This is a genomic window from Pedobacter sp. AK017, assembly GCF_014200825.1.
GTDB lineage: Bacteria > Bacteroidota > Bacteroidia > Sphingobacteriales > Sphingobacteriaceae > Pedobacter > Pedobacter heparinus.
The window spans coordinates 580,823-599,545 of the sequence record NZ_JACHCW010000001.1 but is presented as its reverse complement, the minus strand read 5'-3'; the positions used below and the strand labels follow the sequence as shown (position 1 = coordinate 599,545).

The 18,723-nt window shown below is 41.4% G+C and carries 13 protein-coding genes; 9 read left to right on the top strand and 4 right to left on the bottom strand.

Annotation, left to right across the window (positions count from 1 at the left end; genetic code table 11):
- Positions 1-14 precede the first annotated feature (14 nt).
- The gene (locus HDC92_RS02700) at positions 15-2,732 is read left to right on the top strand and encodes a family 20 glycosylhydrolase (RefSeq protein WP_183872118.1); all 2,718 of its coding nucleotides are present in this window, start codon (positions 15-17) and stop codon (positions 2,730-2,732) included.
- A 111-nt stretch (positions 2,733-2,843) separates the two neighbouring features.
- Here HDC92_RS02700 and HDC92_RS02695 read toward each other — a convergent pair whose 3' ends face one another.
- Positions 2,844-3,692: a DUF2911 domain-containing protein gene (locus HDC92_RS02695; RefSeq protein WP_012781547.1), complete on the bottom strand. Its 849-nt coding sequence runs from the start codon at positions 3,690-3,692 to the stop codon at positions 2,844-2,846.
- A 134-nt stretch (positions 3,693-3,826) separates the two neighbouring features.
- Between HDC92_RS02695 and HDC92_RS02690 the strand changes: the two genes are divergently transcribed.
- Positions 3,827-6,391 carry a M1 family metallopeptidase gene (locus tag HDC92_RS02690; RefSeq protein WP_183872116.1) on the top strand — a complete coding sequence of 855 codons (2,565 nt, stop codon included), beginning with the start codon at positions 3,827-3,829 and terminating at the stop codon, positions 6,389-6,391.
- On the opposite strand, the gene HDC92_RS02685 is transcribed toward HDC92_RS02690, so the two are convergent.
- Positions 6,392-7,204 (bottom strand): hypothetical protein, encoded by an 813-nt coding sequence (locus HDC92_RS02685; RefSeq protein WP_183872115.1) that lies wholly within the window; start codon positions 7,202-7,204, stop codon positions 6,392-6,394.
- A 210-nt stretch (positions 7,205-7,414) separates the two neighbouring features.
- Here HDC92_RS02685 and HDC92_RS02680 point away from each other — a divergent pair, with 210 nt between their 5' ends.
- From HDC92_RS02680 to HDC92_RS02655, 6 genes are all read left to right on the top strand, one after another.
- Positions 7,415-8,017: a hypothetical protein gene (locus HDC92_RS02680; protein ID WP_183872113.1), complete on the top strand. Its 603-nt coding sequence runs from the start codon at positions 7,415-7,417 to the stop codon at positions 8,015-8,017.
- Positions 8,018-8,129: 112 nt separating this feature from the next.
- Complete coding sequence (locus HDC92_RS02675) at positions 8,130-9,458, top strand: cytochrome ubiquinol oxidase subunit I (protein WP_012781551.1); 1,329 nt, start codon at positions 8,130-8,132, stop codon at positions 9,456-9,458.
- A 4-nt stretch (positions 9,459-9,462) separates the two neighbouring features.
- The gene (locus tag HDC92_RS02670) at positions 9,463-10,482 is read left to right on the top strand and encodes a cytochrome d ubiquinol oxidase subunit II (RefSeq protein WP_012781552.1); all 1,020 of its coding nucleotides are present in this window, start codon (positions 9,463-9,465) and stop codon (positions 10,480-10,482) included.
- A 20-nt stretch (positions 10,483-10,502) separates the two neighbouring features.
- Positions 10,503-11,108, top strand: coding sequence for an HAD family hydrolase (locus HDC92_RS02665; RefSeq protein WP_012781553.1), 606 nt, complete (start codon positions 10,503-10,505; stop codon positions 11,106-11,108).
- A gap of 198 nt (positions 11,109-11,306) precedes the next feature.
- Positions 11,307-12,182: a hypothetical protein gene (locus HDC92_RS02660; RefSeq protein WP_012781554.1), complete on the top strand. Its 876-nt coding sequence runs from the start codon at positions 11,307-11,309 to the stop codon at positions 12,180-12,182.
- A 91-nt stretch (positions 12,183-12,273) separates the two neighbouring features.
- Positions 12,274-15,261 carry an outer membrane beta-barrel protein gene (locus HDC92_RS02655; RefSeq protein WP_183872111.1) on the top strand — a complete coding sequence of 996 codons (2,988 nt, stop codon included), beginning with the start codon at positions 12,274-12,276 and terminating at the stop codon, positions 15,259-15,261.
- Positions 15,262-15,329: 68 nt separating this feature from the next.
- Here HDC92_RS02655 and HDC92_RS02650 read toward each other — a convergent pair whose 3' ends face one another.
- Together HDC92_RS02650 and HDC92_RS02645 are read right to left on the bottom strand one after the other, a co-directional pair.
- Entirely contained in the window at positions 15,330-15,656 is a 327-nt protein-coding gene (locus HDC92_RS02650) for a DUF3276 family protein (protein ID WP_012781556.1), read from the bottom strand.
- A gap of 69 nt (positions 15,657-15,725) precedes the next feature.
- The gene (locus HDC92_RS02645) at positions 15,726-17,516 is read right to left on the bottom strand and encodes an ABC transporter ATP-binding protein (protein ID WP_183872109.1); all 1,791 of its coding nucleotides are present in this window, start codon (positions 17,514-17,516) and stop codon (positions 15,726-15,728) included.
- 113 nt (positions 17,517-17,629) lie between these two features.
- On the opposite strand from HDC92_RS02645, the gene HDC92_RS02640 reads away from it, so the two are divergent.
- Positions 17,630-18,718: a Glu/Leu/Phe/Val family dehydrogenase gene (locus HDC92_RS02640; RefSeq protein ID WP_012781558.1), complete on the top strand. Its 1,089-nt coding sequence runs from the start codon at positions 17,630-17,632 to the stop codon at positions 18,716-18,718.
- The last annotated feature ends 5 nt before the right edge of the window (positions 18,719-18,723 follow it).

Here is an 18,723-nt window from a genome sequence, read left to right as displayed (position 1 = left end):
AAAAATATAAACAGATGAAAACAAGAGTATACTTAGTTTTATTGCTTTTAGCCTGTCTTTACAGTAAAGCGCAGGACAAGACATCAACTATTATTCCAGCCCCGGTTAAAATTACAGTCAGTAAGGGTATTTATCACTTAACCCAAAGTACGCCGGTAACATTTAGTGGCTTTAAACAAGTGCCGGCGGGATTAAAGGAATTTGCCACTAAAACCCTGTGGTTCAAGGCTGCAGCTACAAACGTTAAACATAGTTCAAATAAAGGACTTATGGTTGTCCTGGATAAAACTATTCAGCTGCCGGATGAAGGCTACCGGTTGTCTGTAAATGCCAGTGGTATCAAAATAGTATCTGATACCGAAAAGGGTTTGTTTTATGGCTTGCAAACCTTATTGCAGCTCATCCCCGATGAGGGAAGTGCCCTATCTTTCACCGAAATAGAAGATTACCCGCGTTACAGTTACCGGGGCCTGCACCTGGATGTAGGCAGGCATTTATTTCCGGTCAGTTTTATCAAACAATATATTGATTTACTGGCCCAGTATAAACTAAACACTTTTCACTGGCATTTAACAGAGGATCAGGGCTGGCGGATAGAAATTAAAAAATATCCAAAACTAACCAGTGTTGGGGGATTTCGTGAGCAAACCCTTATTGGTAAATTAAGGACGAAACCCGAAGTATATGACAGCATCCGTTACGGTGGTTTTTATACTCAAAAAGAGGTACGTGAGATAGTTGCTTATGCGGCGTCAAAGTATGTTGTCGTGATTCCTGAAATTGAAATGCCCGGGCATTCCCTGGCAGCATTGTCTGCCTATCCTCAATTTGCTTGTGGTGATGACCCGGGACCTTTCAAGGCTGCTCAGACATGGGGAATATTTCCTGATGTTTACTGTGCAGGCAAGGAAGAAACATTTAAGTTCCTGGAAGATATATTGGACGAGGTGATGTCACTTTTCCCGGCAAAATACATACATATTGGCGGTGATGAATGCCCTAAAGACCGATGGAAAACCTGCAGGTATTGTCAAAAAAGGATTAGGGACCTGGGTTTAAAAGACGAGCATGAGTTGCAATCATACTTTATTCAACGGATGGAAAAATATGTGAACAGCAAAGGTAAGAAGATTATAGGCTGGGATGAGATATTGGAAGGTGGATTGGCAAAAAATGCTGTAGTAATGAGCTGGCGCGGTACCAAAGGTGGTATTGCTGCTGCACAGCAGGACCATGATGTGATCATGACCCCCGGTGCTTTTTTATATTTCAATTATACGGAGAACAAAGCCGATGAGGGTCCGTTAACTCATGGTTCTTTTTTACCCTTAAGTAAAGTTTATTCCTACAATCCAACGCCTGAAAATCTAAGTCCATTGCAGCAAAAACGCATTATAGGTGTGCAGGCTAACCTGTGGTCGGAATATATAGCAACGCCAGACAAGGCACTATACATGCTGCTGCCAAGACTTTTTGCCTTGTCTGAAGTCGCATGGACCATGCCACAGAACAAAAGCTGGATTAATTTCTCCGAGAAGAAATTAACTGTCCATCTGGCAAAGCTGGATAAAACTGGCACTATGTTTCATGTACCCAGCCCCATAGGAGCAAAGGATACAACAATAACGGCTGCTACTTATCTGCTGGATTATAAAGTCCCGGTAAAGGGCGCAAAAATTTACTATACGATTAATGGTTATTTTCCATACCAAACAGATTATTTATATAAGGGGCCTGTAATTATAAATGTACCACCAAGTCAGGAAAGAATTATCAAGTCGGTCGTAATTACACCTTCGGGTAAACGCAGCAGCACGGTTACAGTGCATGTTGTGAATCAGCAAAACGTTAAGCAAAGTTCATCTGCACCAAAACGTTTACGTATAGGATATTCTATCCCCATTGATAAAATTACCCCGGAAAGTATGGCTTATGCCAAGGCTAACGGAATAGCTTGCATTGAAACCTTTTTGGGGCCATATGTCGATACAGCCAGAAATTTTAAGTTTACAGATGAGCAGATAACCGCAAAAATTAAGGCAGCAAAAAAGGCAGCAGATGATGCGGGGATAGAAATATGGTCGGTGCATATGTTATTTGGTAAACGAATAGACATTTCGCTGCCCGATGAGGCTGAACGTCAAAAAGTGATGGAATTACACAAAAAAATACTTGGTTTTTGCAGTATCCTTAAACCCAAACTCATCCTGTTTCATCCAAGCTGGTATCTTGGCCTTAACGAACGCGAGTTGCGTAAAAGTCAGATGATTAAATCGGCAGTCGAAATGAATAAGGTAGTGAAAGCCATAAATGCCACTTTGGTAATAGAGAATATGCTGGGTCCTGAATTACTGGTAGATGCAAGGCGGGAACGACCGTTATGCCGCACTGTAGAGGAAACTGTAGAGATCATGAACAGATTGCCTGCGGATATCTATTCGGCTATAGACCTTAACCATATTAAAAATCCTGAGCGGTTGATAGATGCCATGGGCGAACGTGTAAAGACGCTACATGTTGCAGATGGAACAGGCAGGGCGGAAAACCATTTTTTCCCATGTAGTGGGCAAGGGCAAAACGATTGGGTAGCCATATTTACAGCACTTGCTAAAGTAAACTATAATGGCCCCTTTATGTATGAGTCTGCTTATAAAGATGCGAAAGATTTTAAGTCCTGCTATGAAACGCTGTATCAATCCTTTGAGCGGTCACTTCAGGTTAAGAAAGAGTAATGGGACGGACTTGACATTTCTTTAAAGTTTAAACTTTATTAGCCCTGTATGGGATATGAAAAAGCCTGATATTTTAAAAACGAACAATATCAGGCTTTTTTATATGAAGCACTATTTCTTTGCTTCGTTCAACAATTCAGTATGCAGGCGCACATATTCCTGGTTTTTCATTTCTGTAGCCAGCTGCAATCCAGCAGTTGCAGATTTTGTTGCACCAACTTTATCACCCATTTTCAGCTGGATGCGTCCTTTCCATAATTTAATCCATGGTGCTTTGCCATCGGCGGCTTCGGCAGCATTGATCCATTCTAAAGCTTTGTTTAAATCCTTGCCATTCGAATAGTAATATTGGGCAGCCTGGAAATAAGGTTTTTTCTCGCCTTTCATCGCTTCGTCTATACTTGCCATTACCGTGGCATCAATTTCAGTACTTAATTCCACATTTACAGCCGTATTTTCCCACATTAGCTGCAATTGCGCAGTGGCAGGCAATACGTTTGCAAACTGCATGGTAAAGGTTTCTACTTTATCTTTTAATTTAATGGCTTTAACTTTTACCCTCAGTACATCTTCTGCTTCCTTATATTCATAAGCACCCCATTGTTTGGCGCCTTTATTAAAGATCACTGTCCACTCATCTTTACCAGGGATGGTAAACAAGCCATAATCTCCGGCAGGCAATTCTTTACCTTCAATTTTAACAGGTTCTGTAAAACTGATCACAGTAGCAGAATTTGCGCCAGTACGCCATACCGTTCCGTAAGGTTCCATAGCGCCAAATATCTTGCGGCCTTTAACATTGGGGCGTGAATAGTTCAGGGTGATCTTACCTAAACCAAAGTTTTGGGTAATGGTCTGAGCCGTACTGGGTTGGGGCATTTTTAAGCCCTGCGCCTGAAGATCATTAGTCAGTGCTGCTGCAATTGCCAGCACCAGCATGGTTTTAAACATTGTTTTCATCAGTTTATAAGTTTGTTTTAAATTATAAGTTTTGTTTGGCACTAAATTACATTTATGATTGTGCATTCTACATAAAGATCTGGTTTAAAAGTAAACTTGACACATAAATTAGAAATTACTTATATATTGGTGCTATGATCAGTCATCGTCATATATTATTAGGGATTATTTTTGTTTTCTTCCTGTGTTCTGCCTCAAAAATTGCCACAGGGCAGGAAATAGAAACGGGGGTTTCTAAGGAGTTGGCCCTATATAGGAAAACAGTGCTTGACAAGATCAGTTATACCCTCGAATTCGACATTCCAAAGGAAAGAACCGGGAATATTGCTGCAACTGAGCTGCTAAGCTTTCATCTGAGTGCCAACGACCAGACTTTACAGCTGGATTTCAAAGAAGCATCATCAAAAGTCAGGAAGCTGATTGTAAACGGTCAGAACATTCCAATACAGCATGAAAAAGAACATTTACTGATTGCTGCAAAGTATCTGAAAAAAGGAAGCAATCAGGTTAAAATAGAATTCCAGTCAGGAGAGGCCGCATTAAACCGTAATGCCGATTACTTATATACTTTGTTCGTACCTGATCGGGCCAGAACAGTTTTTCCCTGCTTTGATCAGCCTGATCTTAAAGCAACTTATAACCTGACTTTGAAAGTGCCGGCCGACTGGAAAGCCATTTCCAGCGCACCTTTAAAAGAAGCTATAATTTTAAATGGGCGTAAGACCTGTCAATTTGTAACATCTGATACTTTAAGTACCTATCTCTTTTCTTTTGTAGCCGGTAAGTTTGAACAGCAATCCGGAAACATTGGTAAGGGAAAAACAGAGTTTTTATACCGTGAAACAGATACTGCAAAGATAACGCACAGTATGAAGGAGCTTTTTAAGCTCCATAAGGATGCCATGAGTTATTTGGAAGACTGGACAGCGATTCCTTATCCCTTTCAAAAGCTTGATTTTGCAGCCATACCCGACTTTCAGTTTGGGGGGATGGAGCATGTAGGGGCCATACAATATAAAGCCGCAGCTTTATTCTTAGACAGTACGGCCACAAAAGATCAGCTGAATTCAAGAAACAACCTGATTGCCCATGAAACGGCACATATGTGGTTTGGTGATCTGGTAACCATGACCTGGTTTACAGATGTCTGGATGAAAGAAGTGTTTGCCAATTTTATGGCAGATAAAAGTGCAGAAGGAAATGTAGGTAAGGCCGTTTTTGACCTGAAATTTTTAATAGACCATTTTCCGGCGGCTTATGGTGTAGACCGTACTGCCGGCTCAAATCCAATTCGCCAGCAGTTAGATAACCTGAAGGATGCCGGTACAATGTATGGTAATATCATTTACCATAAGGCGCCGATTATGATGCAACAGCTGGAACTGTTAATGGGAAAAGATAAATTTCGGCAGGGAGTAAGGGCGTATCTTAAAAAGTTTGCCAACAGCAATGCTTCATGGCCCGACCTGATTGGTATGCTGAATAAATATTCGGATCAGGATTTAGAAGGATGGAATAAGGTATGGGTAAATGAGCCGGGCAGACCTGTTGTAGATTATACCATTGAGAAAAAAGGAGATAAAATCGGCAGGTTTACGATTAAACAGGTAGCTGAATATGGCAGGCAAAGAATCTGGCCCCAGCTTTTTGAACTCACATTTTATTATCAGGGTTATACCAGGAAAATACCGGTTAATTTAAATGCAGCGCAAATTGAATTAAAAGAAGCAGAAGGATTGGATGTGCCGTTATTTGTATTGTTCAACTCATCAGGTCAGGGTTATGGATTATGGCCCCTGGATATGGATATGTTCAATCATCTGTATGACATGGAAAAACCTGTAAACCGCGCCACTGCTTACATTACCCTTTATGAGAATATGCTGAATGACAGGTATATTAAGCCGGCAGCGTTGTTGACCCTTTTTGTGGAAGGCCTGACTAAAGAAAAAGAAGAATTAAACCTGAATCTGATTACTGGTTATATTGGTACGGTTTACTGGGAATTTCTTTCAGAACAGGAAAGGGATAAGCTTACAGAGTTATTGGAAAAGAAAATATGGGAGGCCATGCTTGAACAGCAAGGCCCTAACCTTAAAAAGCTTTTGTTCAAAACTTACCAGAACATATTTTTAAGCAAAGCTGCTGCCAGCCGGCTGTATGAAGTATGGAAAGTTCAAAAGGCCCCTGCCGGAGTAAAGCTATCGGAAGATGATTATACTTCATTGGCTTTTTCGCTGGCTTTAAGAGCTGGTGCAGACGCTGCTGTATTAAAAACGCAATTGCTGCGTATAAGTAATGCCGACAGAAAGAAAAGATTTGAGTTTATCATGCCTGCACTTTCTGCTGATGTAACTGAACGTGACCGGTTTTTTAAGAGCCTGGAATTAAAAGCAAACAGAGAAAAAGAAGCTAACGTCACTGCTGCATTATATTACCTGCATCATCCTTTAAGGCAATCCGGGTCTGTAAAATACCTGGATAAAAGTCTGCAAATGCTGGAGGAGATCCAGACAACCGGTGACATCTTTTTTCCTCAAAATTGGCTGACAGCTACTTTTAGCTATTATCAAAGTCCAGAAGCCGCCAGGATAGTCAGCCATTTTTTTAATACACACCCGGATTACCACCCTCAACTGAAAGCCAAACTTCTCCAAGCTACGGATAACCTGTTCAGGGCTCAAAAACTATTAAAATAATTACTGTTGTAATGTTTTATACGTTATTTTAAATACCTGTGTGCTTTTGTTTCCTGTAATGGTCATTTTTGAAGGATAGCCGTCAGTATTGTATTCATAGCTGAAGCCGGTATTTTCGGCCGGTGTTTTCTGGTTTGCATAGCTTAAAATGTTGTTGACGGAAGAAAGGAGAAACCAATATTCCGCTTCAAAAGCAAATAACCAGCTTTCAGCTATATGACTGGCAATGCCTTTTTTGTTGTCGAAGCTGTAATTCAATTGGTTGGTCTGGTTGGGGTAAATGGCTACAGTATTTGCTGATAGGTTTTGTGAAGAGCTGTATGCCAAACTATATGACCGTAGCAGCTGGTCTGTGCTGCTGTTACCGTAATATTTAACCCCGGTTATTTGCTGCTGACCATTATAATCCAGCGTATAGAAACCTATAGGTGTAAAGCTGTTAAATATAGGGTCATGTTCAAACTGGTTGGTCCGCAGAACCAGCTTTTGTGCATTGGTTTCATAATAGGCCGCATAATACAATTGGTTATTCCTGTATTTTTCCAGTACAGAAAGCTGGAGCTTATTGTTGTAAGATATGGCTATTTTATGTCCATCATTGCTTTCTATTGCAATAAGCTGCGCTGTATTTTCCTTATATTTTAATGTGATTACCAGGCTGCTGGCTTCCAGTTTTACAGGTATAAGTACCTGATCAGGCTGTTTTTCTTCCGGAGTGGGGCTTTTTGCCAGAGGCTTATGTTTTTTACAGGAAAGCGTGAACAATAAGGTAAAAAGCATAAAAAGATACAGGTGGTTTTTGAGACTACACATGTTAGGTTGGTTTATAAATAAACAATCAGTTAGTTATCCGTAAATCTATATATAATTATCATAATAATAAAATAAATTATCATATTTAGCAGTTATATATTTCTTTGTATGAAATAAAATATTTTTATGATTTTATGCAACATTTTAATATATACTTAAAAATTTAGGCTTAAACATGATATATTTGATTACACACAAACATTTACACAAATGAAAACAACAGTTTTATTAGCAGCGCTGGCTTTTGGCACAGTGCTCTCGGCCTTTGGGCAGAAAGAGAAAAAAGACGATGTTTATCCTGCGCCGGTGCCAGAAAATAAGGAACGTTTTGTACCTGCATCAGGAAAGGCCCTGGATGAGTCAGGCGGATTCAAGATTGTAAACTACGAGCTGATCTGGCAAAAGGTATTTGATACTGGGGCCAGCAGGGAAAGTATTGAGCACTATTTTAGGCGTTCCGGCATCTTTAAGCAGGTTGAAACAGCACCGGCTGAATTATGGGGCTTTCTTTCGGCTTTTGATGCCAAGGGGGCAGAATTTTCAAATATCCTGACGCCTTATACCAGAAGTACGCTTTTCTCTGCCTTTGCACTGGTAGATTTTAAAGAGGGGCATTACAGGGTTACCGTTAAAAAGATCATGATCATGAACTATTACGAAAAAAACAATGCAAAGATCAGCTATGCTGAATTTGCCTTTAAAAACAACCAGTACGAATTGAAACCTTCTTTTTTAAGAAACGAAGCTAAAGTAATGGATGAGGTGCTTACCCGGATGTTCAGTTTCAATACTACTGAAAATGAAAATTGGTGAGTAGCTGAAAATTATGAATAATAATTCGGGAAAAAGGCCCTTTAATAACAGATAAGCCGTACTTTTGTTAAACGATTTCTTTTTAGCACATAAGGTTTACTAAAAGTACATTATGGACGATTTTTTAGCTGCCCGCCTGCAAATGGCCTTCTCCCTTGGTTTTCACATAGTTTTTGCCTGCATTGGCATGGTTATGCCTTTCTTTATGTCGGTAGCGCATTTTTACTGGCTCAAAACCAAAAAGGTGGTTTACCGAGATGTAACAAAAGCCTGGAGTAAGGGGGTTGCAATTTTCTTTGCTACAGGAGCGGTATCGGGCACCGTACTTTCGTTCGAACTCGGTTTGCTCTGGCCCAAATTTATGGAGCATGCCGGACCCATATTTGGAATGCCGTTTTCTTTAGAGGGGACGGCATTTTTTATAGAAGCGATAGCCCTGGGATTTTACTTGTATGGCTGGAATAAGCTCAATCCCTGGTTCCATTGGGCTACGGGTGTAGTGGTAGGGGTAAGCGGCTTGCTCTCGGGGATTCTGGTGGTTGCTGCCAATGCCTGGATGAATAGCCCAGCCGGTTTTGATTACATTAACGGACAGTATTTAAACATTGACCCTATAAAAGCCATGTTCAATGAAGCTTGGTTTTCACAATCGCTGCATATGTGTGTGGCTGCCTTTGTTTCAACTGGTTTTGCCGTTGCCGGTGTGCACGCCCTCATGATCCTTAAAGGAAAAAATGTGGCTTTTCACAGTAAGGCCTTTAAAATTGCTGCGGTGTTTGGAACTGTAGCGGCCTGTTTACAACCTTTAAGCGGCGATATTTCTGCAAAAGATGTTGCCAAAAGACAGCCAGAAAAACTGGCCGCTATGGAAGCCCATTTTCATACCGAAAAGTTTGCCCCGCTCATTATAGGCGGGATTCCCGATACAGCGAATAAAAAAGTAGATTATGCCCTGAAGATCCCTGGCCTGCTTAGCTTTATGGCCACTGGCGATTTTAACGGGGAAGTGAAAGGGCTTGACGCGGTGCCGAAAGAAGATCAGCCACCTGTAGCAGTTACCCATTATGCTTTCCAGGTCATGGTAGGTCTGGGCATGGCCATGGTAGGGATTGCCATTTTGTATTTCATCGCTTTGTGGAAGAAAAAACAATGGCTGGATAGTAAATGGCTGTTAAAGCTCTTTGTTGCAGCAACACCTTTGGGTTTTATTGCTTTAGAAGCAGGATGGACGGTAACGGAAGTGGGACGCCAGCCCTGGATCATCAGGGGGGTAATGCGTACTGCTGATGCGGTAACGCCTATGCCGGGCATTGTGTATTCTTTCTACTTATTTACGGCAGTTTATATCTCTCTGGCTATCATTGTAAGTTTATTGCTGTACCGTCAGATTACTATGGTAGACAGCTTATACGATTCCGAATCAGTTCAATCTAAAAATTAGCTTTATGATATATGTAGTTATTGTTTTCCTGTGGACGGCCATTTTGTTATATATCCTGCTTGGCGGGGCTGATTTTGGTGCTGGCATTATAGAGCTGATGACGGCAAAAACCAATAAAGCCAAGACTAGGAAAACCATGTACAAGGCCATAGGCCCAATATGGGAGGCCAACCACATGTGGCTCATCATAGCCATAGTGATCCTGTTTGTCGGTTTTCCTAAAATATACACCACCATTTCTGTTTACCTGCATATTCCGCTGGTTTGCATGCTGTTGGGCATTATTGCCAGGGGCACTGCCTTTGTATTCAGAAACTACGATGCCGTAAAAGATGACATGCAAAAAATATATACGCCTATATTTGTGTATTCCAGTTTAATTACTCCATTTTTTCTGGGTATTATTGCTGCCAGTTCAGTATCCGGACAAATAGACCCTTCGGCAAATAATTTCCTGTCGGCATATATATTCAGCTGGCTCAACTGGTTCTCTGTAGCCGTAGGTATTTTTACAGTAAGCATTTGCGGTTTCCTGGCTACCATTTTTATCATCGGACAAACAGATAATGATGGCGATAGGGAGCATTTTGTGGGGAAAGCCCGCAGAACCATTTTTATCGTTATGTTTTGCGGTGCTTTGGTGTTTATAGCCGCTTATTCGGAAGGAATTCCACTTGCTTCATGGATCTTTGGGGATACACCTGGCTTAATTGCAATCATTGCAGCCAGTATTTCATTGCTGGTCATGTTTTATGCACTTAAAAAAGACAAGCCAATTTTATTGCGGCTGCTGGCCGGTTTTCAGGTTACCATGATTTTATTTGCGGCAACTTATACCCACTTCCCAGATATTGTTTTACTGAAAAACGGTGAAAACCTTTCCTTGCTGACCCACCAGGGTCAGGCCAGAACCATAGCTTCCTTAGGTTATGCCCTGCTCATTGGCAGTATATTTATCCTGCCGGCACTGGTTTACCTCATTTATATCTTCCAGAAAAGGCAGGAAGTGCCTGCCAGTCATTAATCAATTAATTTTTACCTTATATGGAGCAATCCAGATTTTTAAAACTCAACCAGCTTTCAGCAGGTGATTACCAGGCTTTTTTATACGATTGTGATGGTACCCTTGCCGATAACATGCCCGCACATACGGCCACTTACTTAGCCACAGCCCATGAATATGGACTAAGTATTGATCCGGCCATGATCAATGAACTGGCCGGATGGCCGGTAGCTGATGTGGTAGTAGAAATGAATAACCGTTATAAAAGCAATATAGATCCGACTGCTTTTAGGACAAGAAAAGCCGAGCTGTATGCAGCCAAATATATACAAAAGATTGTACCCATAGATTTTGTAGTGCAACACCTTAAGGCCAATGCAGGTAAGGTGCGTATTGGTGTAGTTTCGGGTGGCGACAGGGAGGCTATTGCACAAACCCTGGAGGTGCTGGGTATTGCTGATCTTGTAGAAGTTTTGATCTGTGCAGGGGACACCGTCAAAGGCAAGCCCTTTCCTGATCCCTTTTTAAAAGCAGCTGAATTGTTGGATGTGGAACCATCAAAATGTATGGTCTTTGAAGATGGCGTTCCCGGAGTGGAAGCCGCTAAGGCTGCAGGAATGGACTGGATAAGGATTGATCTGATCTGACCAGAAATAAATAACCCGGGTATTTGGGTTCTTATGTAACAAATTAAGTTAAAAAGAGTTAAATGAATTGTTTTTGTGCTTAATTCGCAGTCTTTTTATGTTAAGGAAACAATGATGTGATTTAATATAAGATAAGGATTAAACCAAAAACATTTTATAACGTCTAAATTAAAGTTACAACCTAGTAGAACACCAAATATGAAACAAGGATATATAAAAACACTATTTAATATTTTCCTGCTTACAGGTCTTAGTATAGCAGTAAATGCACAAAAAGTTACTGAACTTCAGGAGGTTAGTGTGAAGGCTCCGCATGCTGTTAAAATTGATGGTAAAAATTTTGAATGGCAGGATGCCAATTTTTCTGTAAACAAGCGTACCAATATTGCTTACATCATGAGCAATGATGACAAAAACCTTTATCTGGTAATTAAATCTGCCGATGTACCTAATAATATGAAAATACTGGCAGGAGGGATTACGCTCTCTATAAACCCTGACGGAAAGAAAAAAGAAAAAGAAAGCATCATGCTTACCTATCCTATCATTCAAAGGGCCAGCAGAGGCGGACAAGGTGGCAACAGGGGACAGTTCAGAGCGATGGGCATGGCCATGGGTGGCGGTGGCGGTCAACCCAATACCAAACAAAGGGATTCTATAATGGCTGCTATGCAGAAAACACAACTGGCACAGGCAAAAGAAATCAAGATCAAAGGTTTTAAAAATACAACTGATACCCTCATTTCCATTTACAATGAATTTGGCATCAAAGCCTTTGCCAGCATAGAAAAAGACAATTCTTTTTTTTATGAAATAGGGATCCCTCTGGAAGCTTTAGGCATTTCTGTCGATTCGCCAAAAGAATTTGCTTACAACATTAAAGTTAACGGCCTGCAGTTACCCGGCCTGGATGGTGGATTTGGTGGTGGTAACCGTGGAAACTTTGGTGGCGGCGGCGGTGGCGGTATGCGGATCAGTAGCGGTGGCGGCGGTGGCATGCGTGGCGGTATCGATTTTCAGGACATGATGAGCCCGACAGATTTCTGGGGTAAATACACTCTGGTCAAAAATTAATATTTCTTTCAATTCCAGTTATTCCTACCCTGCAATAAGGGCAGGCATTTTCCGAACACATTTAAACTATATTATACACACCAACACACGAATGAAATATTCTAACCAGGTTAATGCTGCACAGCTGTACACCAGCCCTCCTTACATCCGCTATTTCAATTTAATGATCCGGATAAGCATCCTATTCTTTTTCCTGCTGTTCAGCACTGTTAAGCTTTTTGCACAAAACCAGCCTACGCAAAATACCCCACCACCTTTGCCGGTAAGAGAAATCAGCGGGATTGTAAAAGACAGCACAGATCTGGGGGTAATTGGCGCAACAGTGAGTTTAACCTCAATTAAGGATACTTTAAAAACCAGTACCAATTCGGACGGTATATTTGTATTCAAAAATGTAAAATCGGCCACCTATACCATTTTAGTACAAAGTATTGGTTACAGGCCTTCTGCCCCAATGCGGTACAAGCAAAATGATGCCATACCCCGTATCGTAATGGATCCCATTTTACTTAAAGAGCAAAAAAATACTCTAAATGAAGTGGTAATCAGTGGTACACCATCCATTACCTATAAAACGGATACAGTAGAGTACAAGGCCAGCGATTATATTGTAAGGGCCAACTCGACGGTAGATGAGCTGCTCAAAAAAATGGAGGGCATGGAAGTCGGCAATGATGGCTCATTGGTGCATCAGGGCCAGAATGTAACAAAAGCAAAATTAAACGGTAAAGAATATCAGGGGGGCGACATTGCAACCGCAATTAAAAACCTTCCGGCGGAAATTGTGGACAAGATCCAGATTGTGGACGACTATGGTGATCAGGCCGCCCGTACCGGAATTAAAGATGGTGATCCTGAAAAAGTACTGAACATTACTACCCGAACCGATAAATCTGTGGGTAATATGGCCAATATTTTCGTCGGGGCTGGTAATAACGATCGATATGAAGCCGGAATATTTGGTACACGGATAAACGGAAACCAGACCATAGGGGTAAACGGACGCTTCAGCAATACCGTAAACGGTGTAGCCAGCAGCGGAGACAACAGCAATAATAGCGGTGGTGGCGGTGGAGGTGGCGGCGGCCGTGGTGGTCAGGGTGGCCAGAATACTCAGAATAGTGGTGGCAGTGGTAGTGGTGGTACCACCACCTCAGGCCGGGGCTCATTCAGTATCCGTGATAAAATAGGGAAAAAAATAGAACTCAACCTTAATTATGATTACACGAGTTCAAATGTCAAATCTTTAAACGACAGTTATTCGGTTAGTCCAACGCGGCAGCGGATCCAGGTGATCGAAAATGGTGTTCCCATCATGAAAGATACTACTTATTATACTTTTGCAAATAGCCTAAGCAATGGAGAAAACCTGAACAAGAGCCATAATTTCAGGGCCGAAATAGAAATAAATCTCGATAGTAACAATTTTCTACGTGCGGTCCCTACATTGCGGTATAGTTCGGCAAACAACACGAGATTTTCCGATATCAAACAAACCGGGTTTTATCACCAGAACAGAAAAGGAACCAATATCAGCAAAAATACAAGACCCCAGCTGGGTGCTTCTGTTTTTTATCAGCATATTTTTAAAAAACCCAGAAGGAATCTTTCTTTACAGGTAGATGCAAATAGCAATAATCTGGACCAGGAGCAGGAACAGGATACCAAAATCATTTACTTTTTAAATGAGGCTGAAACAGAAACAAGGGACTCGGCTGTAAACAGGATTGTAGCCAGGAAAAACCTGCAGAGCAATTACCGGGGAAGCTTTACTTTTGCAGAACCCTTAACTGCCAATACCCAGCTGGAATTAAATGCCCAGGTCAATTACAATGGGTACGACAATACCGCAACTACGCAGAACATCATCAATGGAAATCCATCTGGAATCATAGATTCTCTCAGTAATATTTATGATTATTCCTTTACGCAGGGCCGTATTGCTTTGAACTACCGTTATGGCTTAAGCAATATGTCTAAAGTACGTTTCTCTTTGGGTATAACGGCAATACCATCCCTGCTTTCCGGTACAAAGGTAAGTCTGGGTACCACCACCAACAGAAGCAGTTTTAATATGGTGCCCATTGCCCGTTTTGAATATCTATGGTCCAGACAACATAAAATGTCGATCAATTATTATGGAAATGCAATAGAGCCTACCTTTGACCAGATCCAGCCGGTAAGGGATGTAACCAATCCACAAAATCCTATTGTGGGTAACCCAAATTTAGTAGCCTCTTTCCAGCATACGGTTAGGGCGGGTTATGACAATTACATCGCCAATTCTAAATTGAACTATTCTTTGAATGTCAATGGATCGTTAACAGATAATTCGGTCATCAGAAATAATGTACAGATCATTGATCAGATACTGACAAATCAGGCTACGAGTAAAAAAGATACCATTTACATTACGGAAACCCGTTTTTTAAATACCAGTGGAGCGTATAAGGTAAATGGAAATTATTCCATCAGCAAACAACTGAACGACCGCAGGTACAATCTGTCGCTCAGTGGATCAGCCAGCTACGATCATCGTATTTCTATGAGTGCCTCGCAAAAAAACATAAATACAGTAATGACTTTTATTGAACGTTTCGGACCAAGGATCAATCCGAACGACTGGTTCGAGATCAATCCCAACGTATCATATAACTACACGAAATCGACCAATACCCTACCTGGTTTCAGGGATACCAAAACAAATACACTGGCGCTTAACCTGGACGGAAGGATGTACTTCCTGAACAGCTGGCTTTTTGGCTATAGTGCCAGTAAAAACTATGTCAGCGGAATTGATGCCAATGTGACCAGCAATCCTTTTGTGGTAAACGCCTATATAGAAAAAGAATTTTTTAACCGCAGGGGCAGGGTCACCTTTCAGGCCTTCGATATCCTGAACCAGAACAATTTTGTAAGTCGTGACAACAGCGAGGATGGAGGATATACCGATACCAAATCCAATGCACTGAGCCGGTACTTTATGCTGCGTTTAAGTATGCGTTTGCAAAAATGGACGGGTGCACAGGGCCGCGGAGGCAGACAGATTATGCGCAGGGGCGATGGAAGCTTTATGTAGTCGCAGACCGTACGTAGCAGACATAAAAAAAGCCTCTTGATCAGAGGCTTTTTTTATGTTTATATTTTTTAGAAGGAAAAGTCATCGTCTTTTACTCTTGCTACTCCTTCGTGGTTCTCAGAATATTCGTAGCGTTTTTCTACCACATCCTGATGGTTCTTAATGTAGTCAACCGTTTCGTTTAGCCCTTCTGTAAACTTCTCAAAATCTTCTTTGTATAAAAAGATCTTGTGTTTTACAAAAACACCATCTTCCAGCCTTTTCTTGCTTTCAGTTAAGGTTAGGTAGTAATCTCCTGATCTGGTTGCTTTTACGTCGAAAAAATAAGTTCTTTTACCTGCCCTTACTTTTTTTGAAAAAACCTCTTCTCTCTCTTTGTTGTCAAATTCTCCCATGGTTGGTATTGATCTTGGTTTTGGTTCGGGTAAATATAAAGTAATAATTACTAAAGTTCAAAATAGAAATTACAAGGATTGATTTTCTTCTTCAAGCAATTGGTTCTGATACATTTCGGCATAAGCCCCGTTTTGCTGTAATAATTGCTCATGGTTGCCCTGTTCAATGATTTTTCCCTGATCAAGCACAATGATTTTATCCGCATTTTTTATCGTAGAAATTCGGTGTGCAATCAAAATGCTTGTTTTATCTTTCATTATTTTGCTCAGATTTCTTAGAATTTCTTCTTCTGTGCGGGTATCGACAGCCGAAAGGCAATCGTCAAATATGAGCAGGGCAGGTTCTTTGATCAATGCCCTTGCAATAGAAACGCGTTGCTTTTGTCCGCCCGAAAGCGTTATGCCCCTTTCACCCAGCATGGTTTCAAATTTATGCTCAAAGTCGACAATGTTATGGTACACCGCTGCATTTTTTGCTGCAGTGCTTACCTCCTCATCGGTTACCTGGTCCAAACCAAAAGCGATGTTATTTTTAATGGTATCGGAGAAAAGGAAAACTTCCTGAGGTACAAAACCAATCTGGTTGCGGTAATTGTTTAAATTAAGGCCTTTTAGCGGATTTCCGTCTACTGTAATGGTCCCGCTGTCGATATCATACATGCGCATGATTAGATTGGCAAGGGTAGACTTCCCGGAACCGGTGCGTCCGATTATGGCAATAAACTGACCCTGTCCGATCTCGAAACTAACATCCCTTAAGGCCTGGATCCCCGTATCCGGATAAGTGAAATTAACATGTTCAAATTTGATATTCCCTTTTAGCCGGGGGCTTTCTGTGTTTTTAGAAGTAATATCCGGTTTTAACTGTAAAAATTCATTGATGCGTTTCTGAGAGGCCGAGGCGCGCTGAATTAATGTAGTAACCCAGCCCAGCATAGTAACAGGGAAGGTAAGCTGGTTTACATAAACTATGAATTCGGCAATGTTGCCCGGTGTAATGGCGCCATCTATAACCTGTATACCCCCAATATAAACGGTAAGGATGGTACTTAAGCCAACCAGCAAAAGCATGGTAGGGTAAAAAAGTGCCTGTACTTTAACCAGGCCCATGGCATTATCTTTATAGCCCTGGCTCTCGGCAGCAAATATTTCTTTTGTATAATCTTCTCTTACATAAGATTTGATGACCCTAATGCCCGAGAACCTTTCCTGTACAAAACTGGACAGTTTAGATAGCTGTTCCTGGATCTGTTCACTCTTTTGATTGATGAGGGTATTTACAAAATAAATGATCAGGACCAGTACCGGTAAGGGCAGCAAGCACCATAAGGCCAGGGTAACGTTTACCGAAAACATGGCGTAAATAACCAGGATGAACAGTACGGCTGTATTAATGGTATACATGATGGCCGGACCTACGTACATGCGTACGCGGTTTACATCTTCTGTGGCGCGGTTCATCAGGTCGCCCGTATTGTTGCGCCGGTAAAAGCCCAGGCTTAGTTTCTGGTAATGTGCATAAATCTCATTCTTCATATCAAATTCGATATGCCGCGACATCAGGATGATGGTTTGCCGCATAAAGAACAGGAAAAGTCCCCTGAGCAGGTACAATATCAACACCAGCATGCCAAAATAAAACAGGCTGTAACTAAAGATATCGTAAATAACTGTCGCACGTTCAAAGCCGTTGAATAACCTGTAGATCTGTATGTTCTCGGTGATCAGGTTAAAGGCATGGCCAATTACCTGGGCAGGGATCACACCAAAAAAATTGGAGATGACCACAAAGAAAATCCCGGGGATAATCCACCATTTATATTTGTAGAAGTATTTGTTTAAAAAACGCAGGTGTTTCATCAGGGGGTAAAGTTATCGAAAATGAAGGTGTTTTTTTTAAACTCTTTAGTTAAAACAATGTAAATAATGTTTTTTTATGCTAGTTTTGCGGGATATCTGATAAACAAAATTATATGTCTGGTAATAGTTCTATTGTGAATTCAGTTTTAGATCAATTAAGTGCGTCGGGGCACAAGAAAGTAGTTTATTGTAATGATCCCGACACCGGATTAAAGGCAATTATTGCCATTCACGATACAACTTTAGGCCCTGCATTAGGCGGAACCCGCATGTGGAGCTATACTACCGAATCAGAAGCACTGGAAGATGTACTCAGACTATCGAGTGCCATGACTTATAAAGCAGCCATTACCGGCCTTAATTTAGGTGGTGGCAAGGCCGTTATTATCGGCGATTCCAGGAAAGGGAAATCTGAAGCAATGATGCGCAGTTATGGCAGGTTCATCAAAAACCTGAACGGCGAATTTATTACTGCAGAAGATGTAGGTACCACTACCAAGGATATGGAATACATCCGCATGGAAACCAGTCATGTTACAGGGGTGCCGGAATCGTTGGGTGGTGCAGGCAATCCCGCACCAACAACAGCAAAAGGGGTGTTCCTGGGTATCAAGGCCTGTGTAAAAGAAGTTTTTGGAACCGATATGCTGGCCGGACGTTCTGTAGTGGTACAGGGGATAGGAAATGTGGGCGAGCATCTGGTTGCTTTGTTGAGGGCAGAAAATGTGGAAGTCTATATCAGCGACATCAATGAAGAGCGTTTGCAGCATGTGGCACGTACCTATAAGGCAAAGCCGATTGGTGCAGACAAAATTTTTGGCCTGGACGCAGATATTTATGCACCATGTGCACTGGGAGCTACAGTGAACGATAAGACCATCAATAAAATGAAATTTGCGATTATTGCGGGTTCTGCAAATAACCAGCTGGCAGATGAAAATAAACACGGACAGCTGTTGCTGGAGAAAGGTATTTTGTTTGCTCCGGATTACCTGATCAATGCAGGCGGACTGATCAGTTGTTATTCTGAACTTACCGGCTTTGGTAAAAAGCGGACCATGCAACTTACAGAGAATATTTATAACGCCACAAGAGATGTCATAAAAATGTCCAAAACAGATAATATCCCAACAATATGGGCCGCTAACCGCATTGCTGAAAAAAGAATAATAGATATCAAAAAAATAAAATCATCATTTTAATAAAC